The following is an 11,220-nucleotide window of genomic DNA, read 5'->3' on the forward strand; positions in this document are numbered from 1 at the left end:
TTCAGGAGACTGACATGTTCACCAAGCACGCCCAAATCGCCCCAGCCCGGATCACGGGCCTCTTGAACGCAGCCGAGGCTGCCGCACGCGCCATCCCTCCCGCCTTCCCGCTGGAGGCGACGGTGGCCGTCAACCCCTTCCTTGGCCAGACTGGCGAGGATCTGGCCATGGCATCGGCAAGGCTTGCCCGCGTTGCCGGGGTCAGGTTAACCCTGAAGCGCGCAGACTACGCCGCCAAGGTGACAGACGGAACGATTACGGATGAGGACCTCGCGGACGCTCTCATCGCCAGCGCCTCGCCCCTGAAACCTGCGGACCTGGCAACGCTGAAGGGGCGACTTCATGCCCCGAGCCCTGGCATTCAAGCCCTGCCGACGCTGGCCGACCTTGCCGCACAGGTGACGGGACGGGATTGGCCTGTGGTCATCCAGCGCACTTTCGGCCTGTGGGCTGCGGGGCATTTTGACCGGGGTCAGGCGCTTTGGACCCCCACGCCAGGACAGGGCGCGTTCGCCGCGTGGCGCGCTTGGGCCAGCCATGACCTGACGCCAGAGGTGGCCGGTCTATCTGGCTTCTGCGCCCATGTCGCCTCTGCCCCCGATACAGCCGAGCGCGCCCTGCTGCGGGCCTGCGAAACGCTGCGGATCAGCGAAAGCGCCGCCGAGACGGTGTTTCACCGGCTGCTGGTCGATCTGGCAGGATGGGCGCAACATGCGCGCTGGCTTTTGTGGCAGGCAGAACGGGCGGAGCAATCGGATTCCACCCTGATCGACCTGCTGGCGATCCGGCTGATTTGGGAAGAGGCGGTCTTTGCCCATGCCCCGCCAGTGGAGAGTGCCTGGGTCCGCACGCTGGCCGCCCATTCCGAGTCTGTGGCACCGAGCCCGGATCAGGTGATCGACAGCATTCTGCAAGAGGCCGCCGAACGCGCGTATCAGCGGCGGATGGCGTCCATGTTGACAGCAACGCAGCAGCGCCAAGCCGTGGCGCGCCCTGCCCTGCAGGCCGCCTTCTGCATCGATGTGCGGTCCGAAGTGTTCCGGCGCGCGCTTGAAAGCGTAGATGGGGGTATCGCGACCCTTGGTTTTGCGGGCTTCTTCGGCCTGCCCCTCGCGCACCGCAGTTTCGGCTCCGACGTGGTCGAGGCGCATCTGCCCGTGCTTTTGCCCCCCGGCCTCACCTCGCACGGGTCCGGGACACCCGCGGGCGAACAGGCGGCCCGCATCAGCGCCCGCACGTCCCGCGCCTGGGGCCGGTTCCGGCAGGCGGCGGTGTCCTCTTTCGCCTTTGTCGAGGCGGCGGGGCCGGCCTATGGTTGGAAACTGGCCAAGGATGCTCTTGCGCTCGGGGCCAAGGGCCCCCTCTCCGAGCCCGCACCGCAGTTCGATTTGGCACTGACGCCTGAGCAAAAGGCCGCAACCGCAGCCGCCGTTCTAAAGGCGATGAGCCTGACCTCCGGCCACGCAAGGCTGGTGCTTGTGCTGGGCCATGGCGCGCAGGTTGCCAATAATCCCCATGAAAGCGCCTATCACTGCGGCGCCTGCGGAGGATACACGGGCGAGGTTTCAGCCCGGCTGCTGGCGGGATTGTTGAACGACCCTGAGACGCGGGCCGGCCTGCCGGCGCACAGCATCGACCTTGCCGCCGACACGCTTTTCGTGGCGGGGCTCCACAACACGACAACGGACGACGTCACACTCTACCCCGAAAGCCCGGCTTTGGGTCATGCGGCGGATCTGGCGCAGGCACAGCGATGGCTTGCCGCGGCAGGCGGTCTGGCGCGGGCGGAACGCGCGGTGCGGCTGCCGGGGGCTTGCGCCGCCACGATTTCCGCACGGGCCGCGAACTGGGCCGAGGTCCGGCCAGAATGGGGCCTTGCGGGCTGTGCTGCGTTTATCGCGGCGCCACGCGGGGCGACGTCCATGGCCAACTTGGGCGGGCGTGCGTTCCTGCACAGCTATGACTGGCAGACCGATGCGGGCTTTGCGACGTTGGAATTGATCCTGACCGCGCCCGTCGTGGTCGCAAGCTGGATCAGCCTGCAATACTACGGCTCTGCTGTGGCGCCCGCGGCCTTCGGGGGCGGCAACAAGCTGATCCACAATGTCACAGGCGGGATCGGCGTGATCGAGGGCAATGGTGGTCGGCTTCGGGCTGGTCTGCCCTGGCAGGCGGTGCATGATGGGGTCGGGCTGGCACATGATGCCTTGCGGCTGTCAGTAATGATCGAGGCGCCGCAAGCCGCCATCACCGATGTGCTGGCCCGGCACGACGACGTCTGCGAACTGTTCGACAACGGCTGGCTGCACCTCTTCGCTTTGGAACAGGGCCGTATCGTCGCCCGCTATCGGCCGCGGCTGGCATGGCAACGCCAGACCATGACGCGGCACGCCGCATGACGTTCCAGACCACCCGGCTCGCGCTTGGGCAAATTGCATGGCAAGGTGGCGGCCCTCCGGCAGCCTCTTGCCGGCCTTGGGATCACCGTCAGGACCGATCGCAGGCGCGGTTCACCCCAGTCTGCGTGCGGAACCGAAGCATGTGACAGGTCTGCTGACCAATCGCGTCTGTTCACCCACGCGGCCAAAGCGTCGGATCAGGGTCTGGCGCGTCGTTCCCGCCACGCTCGCAATCTGCTCAAGGATGATGTCTCCTTCTGCCGGTCGCACATTGCGGTGTGTTTCGCCTCTCAATTCTGGCTCTGACTCAAATTGTGTGAAGCAATCATGCGTGCCTTCAGGAGATCAATGTTGGCCCGGCCATACATCTGCCGCTTAAGGGTCTTGAGACGGTTGATCTGGCCGTCTGTCTGTCCATTTGACCACGGCTCGCGGAGAGCTGCGGCAACGGGCGCCTGATCGGCTCGAAATCCGCGCGCAACGGAGGCGAGGGCACGGGCTTAGGCCTTGTCAAGCCATCCGGAAAGTCCCTCTGCGGGCCCACTGCGCAGCATGTCGGTAAACCGGTCTAGCAGGCCGCGTGCCGCCGCGAGAGAAGGGAGCCCCCTCTCGGCCCGGGCAACCATGATGGCATCCGACTTTGACAGGTGATCTCGGGCTGTCGTCAGGAGGCGAGCGATCTTCCGAGCGGGCGCGCATTTCCCATTTCCAACAGCCATCGCGGCTTGCGAGCGGCGGTGGCGGGTGGCGTAGTCTCCCACGACGCGACCGCTGCCCCGGAACCCCGCTGAGCGCAGGCGGCGCCACAACTCGGCTCAGTTGCGGCACCCTGCACCCCATTCCTGCTCAAGACGGGGCAACTAGGGCGTCAGACTGCTCTCCCACACGCGAAGGCCATCGATTTGATCCGCGCGGAGAATGGGCATGGAAGTCCAGGTTGTCCTCGACGAGCTCAACCCTCTGCACCGTCAGTCCTTCTGGAAGGCATCTTCCGCTGTTCAATGGCATGCTCATGGGCAATCCCCGACAAGAGCTGCCAAAATATAGCCCCAACGCCGCTTTGGGTCACAAGATATGCGACAGACCCAGAATTGAGAGCCGATAAGGGGTCAGAATTGAGAGCCGAATGACAGATGGGCATCCGGCTGAAACGGGCGGACTCAGTTGGATGGTTTGCTAGAAGGCCATTGCAGGCCTCGCGGCAGTGTAGCCGGATGAAATAGGCCGGAGGGCATCTTGGGCCGCGTCAGAAAAAGACGTCTTCATGGACACCCTGCCTTGGCAGCGAGTGCTTCGACAACATGCTTTGCCAGAGCGTCACTTTCAAGCGGGGGACGGTTCCGGGGATCGGTGCCGACGATGCCATAGAGTGGCGAGGCGGGGTCGAAACGGTCGACGCTGTCAGGCGCAGGTCCCAAAGCGGCAAGGTCGATCAGGTCTTCCGTCAGACCTGCCAGCAGTGTCGTCTCGAACAGACCGGCGTGATCTGGCGGAAACCCGGGAGCGTTGGTTCGGTTGACGGCGAAGGCTTGCACGCGGGGCCTTTGGCCTTGTGTGTTCCAGCCCGCGGCCAACTCGTCGATCATCTGCAATTGCTCATCGGCGAAATGGCCCGAAAACAGCATGACCTCTTGCACGCCCATCTGCCCGATGCGTTTGAGGGTCAGGGTCAGCATGGCCTCGATCTCCACCCGTTCGGGCATCATCACGGTCCAGGGAAAGGCGCCGTGCCCGCCGCCGGTGCCATAATATAGCACCGGCCAGACCAGACCGCCGGTTTCCTCAGCGGCCAGCAGGCACAGGCCGTGTGCGGTCAAGGCGTCCAGACCGACCGGCAAATGGTGGCAGTGCCATTCGATCGTGCCCAGCGGCAGATAGATCAGAGAACGTTCGGCCAAGGCGGCCTCGATCTGATGCGGGCGGAGCCGTTCGATTTGTCTCATCGGTAGAAATTCCTCACCCAGGCGTGGCGTGGCATTTTGGTCAGAAGCTCGGACGGGAAGCTCGCGCCGTCGCTGTAACGGATGTTCATGTCCACCTCTTCCGGCGTCTTCATGCCGGGGATCAGGACAGACACCGCGTCATGCGCCAGAACGTAGCGCATCGCCGCCTCCGCCAAGCTGGAATAATAGGGCGCGACGTCAGCTTTCAGGGCCGCAACGCGGGCGAGAGTTTCGGCAAAGCGGTCGCCACGGAACATCTGGTGGGGTTGCGAGCCCGACTCGAACCCTTCGTAGCTGCTTTCGGTCCAATGTCCGATCAGCGACCCGGAATCGAGCGGCACCCGCGCGATGATCGCCGTGCCGCCCGATTTGGCCGCCGGGAACAGCGCGTCACGCGGCGGCTGTTCGAACATATTGAAGATCACCTGTTCCGAGGCCACCAAACCCAACCGCGCCAGCGCCACGCCTTCCTGCGGCTGGTTGTCCCGCAGAGACACGCCGATCTGATCAATCTTGCCCTCGGCGCGCAGGTCGCTCAGGGTTTCCAGCCAATCGAGCTCCCGGTGACCTGCTGGGCCCCAGGAATGTAGTTGAAAAAGGTCCAGCCGCTCGACGCCCAAACGCCGCAAGGACGCGTCCACATTCGCCCGCAGGTACCAGTTCGGAAAACGGCCGCGCATTTCGGGTGCCGCGTCGTCGGGGTTGGGCCAAACGGTCGGCTGGGCTTTGGTGGCAACATAGACTTTGCCTCCCCGCCACTGCCGAATTGCCTGCCCGATGACAGTTTCCGAATGACCGGCCCCGTAAAGTTCAGCCGTGTCTACGAAGTTGATGCCCTTCTCGAAAGCGTGGAGCAGGGTTCGGATCGAGGCTGCATCATCGACACGGCCCCATTGCCCGCCAATCTGCCAGCCGCCAAAGCCGATCTCTGACACCTGCCAGCCCGTCCGTCCGAAGGATCGATACCGCATGAAGCCTCTCCCTGTCTTTTGCACGCAATAGGGCCTGGCCTTGCGGCTGAAAAGCGCACGACTGATGGGAAGCCATCAGTTGGGCGAAGTCTCTGGCATGGTTTCCGGCAAGTTCTGCGGCCCGTACAGCACGATGGGCACGGTGGAGGCATAGGGCGGCGCCACCCGGCTTGCGCCATCAAAGCCGAAATGGTGCATCAGAACCTCAAGCGCGAATTGCGCTTGCAGTTCCGGGCTTTGGTCGATGGTCAGAGTCATCAGGCCGTCGCGCAGGCTGGTATAGGTGAAGGCCGTCAGTTCATGCCCGATGAACAACGGGCGCTGCGGCAGAAGGTCGGCCTTGATCGCCCCCACCACACCCCGGTTCCCGGCGCCGACATTGTAGATGGCGACCGTCTCTGGATGGCGGCGGAACGCCTCTTTCAGGCGGGCCTCGGAGCGGATGGCATCATCGCCGCCTTCCACCACCTCGGCAATGGTCAGGTGAGAGCCAGCCAACTGGTCCCTCAGGCCGTGAACCCGCTCAGCATGAGATTGAAAGCCCAGATGATTGCACAGAACCACGATCGAGCCCGGCCTTGCCATAAACCCCAGAAAATATCCGGCCGAGCGACCCGCCTTGTAGTGATCCGTCCCGGCATAGGCCAACCGGGCCGAGCCGGGCAGGTCCGAGATCATCGTGACCACCGGCCGCCCTTGGTCGGCAAGATCTGCAATGGCCGCGCGGATCTGGGGATGGTCCTGCGCATAGACAATCACCGCGTCGTAGGGCCCACGGCGCAGCGCGTCGACGATGGTGGCAGGCTCCTCATCCTCCAGCACAGTACGGTGGATCGCGATGGAATGGTCCATCCGCTGCGCCAGACGGCGGAATTCAAAGCCCATCCGGTGGATCAGGGGCAGTTCAGGTCGGGCCAGAATCACGTTGATCCGGACCACGCTGCGATGGGCCGAAGGCAGAATCCGCTTCAGCCCCAAGGCCCGCGCAGCCTCCAGCACGCGCTTGCGGACCTCGTCACTGACGTTGCCGCGTTCATTGATCACCCGGTCGACCGTTGCCGAAGCGACCCCAGACTTGGCCGCAACATCGGAAAGCGTCACTCGGCTCGAAGTTTTTTTGCTCATTCTTTCAATGCCTTGATTTCGTCGCGACCACTAATGATTGAATCCAATCACATCAGACTGCGACAATTTGTCAAGCGAAGGTATCACTAGGCGCATCGGAGCTTCGGCATCCGGGTCGCGAAAGGTCAGCCAAACGTACGAGTTGACCGGAAAAAGGGAAACCGACGCAACTGCGTCAAAACAGAACGAATGCTTTGCGCCGCAGGACAAACGGGTCTTTCGAGACCCCGTTCCAGTCCTGCCGCAAGGAGGGCGGAGGACTGAATGGACGATCTGAAATTTGGCACAAGGAACAAGCGAGGCGACTTCTCTCCCAGCGCCCGGCTGGAAAGCGCGCCGTTGTTCGTCTGGCCGCCGCGTCCAGCCAAATTGCTGGCATGGTTGCCGCACTACTTCCTGCCGTGGAACGCCCTGTTCTTCGCTTTCGGAGCGGCGATCTGGTTCTTTGCTACCCCTTCCCGGGAGGCGATGCAGAGCTTCGATTGGCACTGGATCGGCTACCTGTGGCTGCGCAATTCCGCCATCGTCTTCGTCCTCTACGGCCTCATGGAACTGCGCCTCTACGTCCGTCGCTCGCAGGGCAACCGATTCAAATTCAACGGACTTTTTCCGGCGGACAAGAAGTCCGACGTCTTCCTGTTCGGCAGCCAGAACCTTGACAACATGATCCGCAGCTTTGGCACCGGCGTTCCGATCTGGACGGCGTACGAGGTCGTCATGCTGCACCTTTGGGCCATAGGCTGGGGCCCGTGGACGACCTTTGACGCGCATCCGTGGGGCCTTGTGATCTTCGGCCTGCTGATCCCGCTCTTTCACGAGGCGCATTTCTTCTGCATCCACTGGCTGATCCATCAGGGGCCGCTTTATAAATACGTTCACTCGGTTCACCACAACTCAGTCAACCCTTCGCCTTGGTCCAGCCTGTCCATGCATCCGGTGGAGCATCTGCTTTATTGGTCCGACATCCTGATCCATCTTGTTGTGCCTTCGCATCCCCTGCTGGTGCTGTATCACCTGCAGGTCACCGGGACGGGGGCGGTCGTGGGCCACATCGGGTTCGACAAGATCGAGGTGGGTGAGGGTGCCATCAGCACGCAGGCCTATTCCCACTATCTGCACCACAAGTATTTCGAGGTGAACTACTCCGACGGTCTGGTCCCTTTCGACCGCTGGTTCGGCACCTTTCATGACGGCACCAAAGACGGCGAGGCGCTGATGCAATCGCGGTTCGAGGCCAAGAAGGCCCGGATGAACAAGTCCTGACAGAATTGCCGGGGACGGGAGGAGCCTGCCCCGGCAACGGCCAGAAACGGCCAGACCACCAACGTAGAAACCCCGTCCCAAGGACGGTTTCAGGGAGGAAAAGACCTATGACGATGAAGAAAACCCTCATGCGGCTGGCACTGACGACCACCGCGCTGGCCTTCGGGGCCTCGATGGCCTTGGCAGATGGCAAATCGGTCGCCGTGGTCGGCGGCAAGGCAGATGACCCTTTCTTTGCCAAGGTCAAGAAGGGCATCGACGACGGCACGCTGGTCGTCAAAGCGCATGGCGGCACGGTCAACTATCTGATGTTGCAGAACTATGACAACATCGGCGGCGACGCGGCCAATCTGGTGCGCACCGCGATCAGCCAAGGCGCTTCGGTCATCGCGGTGCCGGATTGGGTGCCGGATTCGGAAGACGAGGCGATCAAGGCCGCACAAGCCGCTGGGATTCCGGTCATCCTGTACAACGCCGGTGGCGCGGACAAGGCCAAGGAACTCGGCGCCATCAACTACATCGGCAACGAAGAATACACAGCGGGTCTCGCCGCTGGTGCCTATTATGCGACCCACGGCTTCAAGAACGTGATCTGCGTCAATACGGTTCCGGGCGCGCAGAACCTGGAAGACCGCTGCAAGGGCGTGGCCGATGGCGCGGCCAAGAATGGCGGCGTGTCGAACCAACTGCCGCTGCCGGCATCCTCCTTCGGTGACCCGACGGCCGTGGCCGAGGCGATCAAGGCGACGCTTCTGAAGGACACCACGATTGACGGCGCCATCACGATTTCGGCGGCGGACGCCAACTCGGCTGCAACCGGGATTGATCAGGCGAGTCTGACGGGCAAGGTGCAACTGGCTTCGTTCGACATGGACGGCACCGGTCTGGGCCGTATCAAGGCCGGCACCCAACTGTTCGCGGTGGACCAGCAGCCCTGGCTGCAAGGCTTCCTCGCCGTGACGATGGCGGATGCCTACGTGAACTACGGTCTGGCCATTGCCTCTGCTCCGGTGCTGACCGGGCCAGGCATTGTTGACAAGGCCAATATCGACGCCACGCTGGCCGGTGCCGGGGCTGGCTACCGCTAAGCTGCTGCGTCCCCTTGGCCCGGAGGCTATCCTCCGGGCCAACTTCCCTTCGGAGTCCCTCATGTCAGATCCAATCAACCGCATGTCGCTTGGCAGCTTGCTGCGCAGGCCCGAGACCGGATCATTCCTTGGCCTCGCCCTTGTCTTCGCCTTCTTCTGGATCTTTGGCGGTGCCAAGTTCGCCTCGTTCAGTGGGGCAGCAAGCTGGCTGAATGTGGCGGCATCGCTGGGAATCATCGCCATTCCGATTGGCCTGCTGATGATCGCGGGAGAGCTGGATATCTCCATCGGGTCGATGGTCCCCGCCGGGTCGATGACCTGCGCCATCGTTTCCGGCCATTTCGGCCTGCCCATCACGCTGGGGGTCGTAGCGGCCTTGGCCTTAGGTGCCGTTGTGGGGCTGGTCAATGGACTTCTGGTGGTCAAGACCGCTGTGCCTTCGTTCATCGTGACGCTTGGCACCCTATTCGCCGTAGCCGGTCTGCTCCTGGGCCTTGCGGTGATCATCACCGGCACCACCAGCGTCAAGCTGCAAGCAGGACCGGAGGCGAAGTTCCTGTTGGGTCACTTCATCGGGGCCATCTATCAGGTCACCATCTTCTGGTGGATCGCCGCTGCCGCCTTCTGGGCCTTCGTGCTGCACTATTCCAAATACGGCAACTGGATCTTGGCTATGGGCGGCGACAAGGTATCCGCCCGCAATGCCGGTATCCCGACCGAGCGTGTGACGATCATTCTGTTCATGTGTTCGGGGATGAGCGCGGCCTTTGTCGGGTTAAGCCAAGCGATCCTCTACAACTCTGCCCAAGTCTCTGCCGGACAAAGCTATATCTTCAACGCCATCATCTCTGTCGTCGTCGGCGGGGTGCTGCTGACCGGCGGATACGGGTCCATCTTCGGCATCGTGCTGGGCACGCTGACCTTCGCCGTGGTCAGCCAGGGCATCTACTACACCGGTTTTGATGCCAACTGGGCCAGCCTGATCATCGGCGTCCTGCTGCTGTTGGCGGTTCTGATGAACAACACCTTCCGCAAGATGGCGCTGTCCTATGCGCCGAAGAAAGGGGCCAAGGTATGACCGCCTCCATCGTCTCGCTAAAGGGTGTGAACAAAAGCTTCGGCCCCATCGACGTGCTGCACGACATCAACCTGGAGATCCGCGCCGGGGAAGTGCTGTGCCTGCTCGGCGACAATGGAGCCGGAAAGTCGACGCTGATCCGGCTCCTGTCCGGCGTGCATCAGCCCACCTCAGGTCAGATCCTGATGGATGGTGCGCCGATCCGTCTTGCCACCCCCCGCGAGGCCGCCGATCGCGGCATCGCCACAGTGCACCAGTTCGGCGGCACCTTTCCCCTGATGAGCATCGGCCGCAGTTTCTTTGTCGGAGTCGAGCCGACGAAAGGCTGGGGGCCCTTCAAGGTCTTTGATCGCAAATTTGCAAACGATGTCGCGGTCAAAGCCGTGCAAGGGTTCGGAATCACCCGCATCACAGATGGCGACCGCCTTGTGGGTGGTCTTTCCGGCGGCGAACGACAGTCGCTGGCCATCGCCCGGGCGGTGCATTTTGGTGCCCGTGTGCTGATCCTCGACGAGCCGACTGCGGCGCTTGGCGTCAAGCAGGCCGCGCACGTCCTGCGCATCGTCAACGAGGCCAAGCGCCGTGGTCTTGCCGTGGTGTTCATCACCCATCAGGTTATGCACGCAATGGCCGTCGGCGACCACTTCGCCGTCCTGATTCGCGGCGCAGTCGCCGCCGATTTCAAGAAGGGCGAGAAGACTCGAGAAGAGATAACTGACCTAATGGCGGGCGGCGAAACCATGGCCTCGCTGGAAGCCTCGGTAGAGGGTTACATGGCAACGCATGACGGCCACGCGCCTCAGATTTCCTGATCCTATCCCCGGCGGCCGCTTACTCCCCGACCGCCATGACGTGTCCGTCGTGCCTCTCCACCACGCGGACACAACGAGAAACCCGGGCCGGGAAACTGCCGGCCCGGGTCTGTTCGTTCGAGGTGACTGTCAAGAAGATGTCGAGGAGTGTTCGATCAAAGGTAAGCGATAGGGTGGACGCCCCCTCTGACGGCATCTTGTGCCAAGGTAGGGCGTGATCGGGCTCTACAAAGGATGAAGCGTCCATGGAAGAGGTTAGGGTCAGGATTTCGGTAACGGGGAGGTCTTAGTTGTTCAGTCCCGGCATTTGATGGATCGGGTTTAGGGTGAACTTTTCGGGCTCGATTGTCCATTGTTTGCAGATGAACTCATAGGGCGTGAGGCCTTTGAGTGTCTTCAGTCTTCGCCCGAAGTTGTAGGCGCTGATGAAATTGGCAAGGTGATTTCTCAGCTGTTCGTGGTCATCGTAGTGGAAGCGTTTGACGGTCGCCTCTTTGATCGTCCGGTTCATGCGTTCGACCTGGCCGTTCGTCCAAGGATG

At 62.6% G+C, this 11,220-nt stretch carries 9 protein-coding genes; 5 read left to right on the plus strand and 4 right to left on the minus strand.

Annotated features, from left to right (window positions below):
- The first annotated feature begins 14 nt into the window (after positions 1–14).
- Positions 15–2,399, plus strand: a complete 2,385-nt coding sequence (locus AC1Y2B_RS18990) for a YbcC family protein (RefSeq protein WP_482254692.1) — start codon at positions 15–17, stop codon at positions 2,397–2,399.
- A gap of 1,262 nt (positions 2,400–3,661) precedes the next feature.
- On the opposite strand, the gene AC1Y2B_RS18995 is transcribed toward AC1Y2B_RS18990, so the two are convergent.
- The 3 genes from AC1Y2B_RS18995 to AC1Y2B_RS19005 all read right to left on the minus strand — a co-directional run bounded on the left by AC1Y2B_RS18995 (position 3,662) and on the right by AC1Y2B_RS19005 (position 6,438).
- Positions 3,662–4,342, minus strand: a complete 681-nt coding sequence (locus tag AC1Y2B_RS18995; RefSeq protein ID WP_482254693.1) for a creatininase family protein — start codon at positions 4,340–4,342, stop codon at positions 3,662–3,664.
- A complete protein-coding gene (locus AC1Y2B_RS19000) occupies positions 4,339–5,313 on the minus strand; it encodes an aldo/keto reductase (RefSeq protein WP_482254694.1) in 975 nt (324 codons plus the stop codon). The genes AC1Y2B_RS18995 and AC1Y2B_RS19000 overlap by 4 nt, the downstream gene beginning before the upstream one ends.
- 75 nt (positions 5,314–5,388) lie before the next feature.
- Positions 5,389–6,438 carry a LacI family DNA-binding transcriptional regulator gene (locus AC1Y2B_RS19005; protein ID WP_482254695.1) on the minus strand — a complete coding sequence of 350 codons (1,050 nt, stop codon included), beginning with the start codon at positions 6,436–6,438 and terminating at the stop codon, positions 5,389–5,391.
- Positions 6,439–6,702: 264 nt separating this feature from the next.
- Between AC1Y2B_RS19005 and AC1Y2B_RS19010 the strand changes: the two genes are divergently transcribed.
- The 4 genes from AC1Y2B_RS19010 (at position 6,703) to AC1Y2B_RS19025 (ending at position 10,679) form a co-directional block, all read left to right on the plus strand.
- The gene (locus AC1Y2B_RS19010) at positions 6,703–7,701 is read left to right on the plus strand and encodes a sterol desaturase family protein (RefSeq protein WP_482254696.1); all 999 of its coding nucleotides are present in this window, start codon (positions 6,703–6,705) and stop codon (positions 7,699–7,701) included.
- Between the two features lie 107 nt (positions 7,702–7,808).
- The gene (locus AC1Y2B_RS19015) at positions 7,809–8,789 is read left to right on the plus strand and encodes a substrate-binding domain-containing protein (protein ID WP_482254697.1); all 981 of its coding nucleotides are present in this window, start codon (positions 7,809–7,811) and stop codon (positions 8,787–8,789) included.
- A gap of 61 nt (positions 8,790–8,850) precedes the next feature.
- On the plus strand, positions 8,851–9,867 hold the full coding sequence (locus AC1Y2B_RS19020) for an ABC transporter permease (protein WP_482254698.1): 1,017 nt from the start codon (positions 8,851–8,853) through the stop codon (positions 9,865–9,867).
- Positions 9,864–10,679 (plus strand): ATP-binding cassette domain-containing protein, encoded by an 816-nt coding sequence (locus tag AC1Y2B_RS19025; RefSeq protein WP_482254699.1) that lies wholly within the window; start codon positions 9,864–9,866, stop codon positions 10,677–10,679. The genes AC1Y2B_RS19020 and AC1Y2B_RS19025 overlap by 4 nt, the downstream gene beginning before the upstream one ends.
- A 286-nt stretch (positions 10,680–10,965) precedes the next feature.
- On the opposite strand, the gene AC1Y2B_RS19030 is transcribed toward AC1Y2B_RS19025, so the two are convergent.
- On the minus strand, positions 10,966–11,220 hold a 255-nt coding region (locus AC1Y2B_RS19030; RefSeq protein ID WP_482254700.1), incomplete at its 5' end, for an integrase core domain-containing protein.

The organism is Stagnihabitans sp. (assembly GCF_964946895.1).

Bases quoted from the DNA above. Each gene is read 5' to 3' on its own strand.
- AC1Y2B_RS18990 (WP_482254692.1), top strand. From the start codon at position 15: ATGTTCACCAAGCACGCCCAAATCGCCCCAGCCCGGATCACGGGCCTC.
- AC1Y2B_RS18995 (WP_482254693.1), bottom strand. From the start codon at position 4,342: ATGAGACAAATCGAACGGCTCCGCCCGCATCAGATCGAGGCCGCCTTG.
- AC1Y2B_RS19000 (WP_482254694.1), bottom strand. From the start codon at position 5,313: ATGCGGTATCGATCCTTCGGACGGACGGGCTGGCAGGTGTCAGAGATC.
- AC1Y2B_RS19005 (WP_482254695.1), bottom strand. From the start codon at position 6,438: ATGAGCAAAAAAACTTCGAGCCGAGTGACGCTTTCCGATGTTGCGGCC.
- AC1Y2B_RS19010 (WP_482254696.1), top strand. From the start codon at position 6,703: ATGGACGATCTGAAATTTGGCACAAGGAACAAGCGAGGCGACTTCTCT.
- AC1Y2B_RS19015 (WP_482254697.1), top strand. From the start codon at position 7,809: ATGACGATGAAGAAAACCCTCATGCGGCTGGCACTGACGACCACCGCG.
- AC1Y2B_RS19020 (WP_482254698.1), top strand. From the start codon at position 8,851: ATGTCAGATCCAATCAACCGCATGTCGCTTGGCAGCTTGCTGCGCAGG.
- AC1Y2B_RS19025 (WP_482254699.1), top strand. From the start codon at position 9,864: ATGACCGCCTCCATCGTCTCGCTAAAGGGTGTGAACAAAAGCTTCGGC.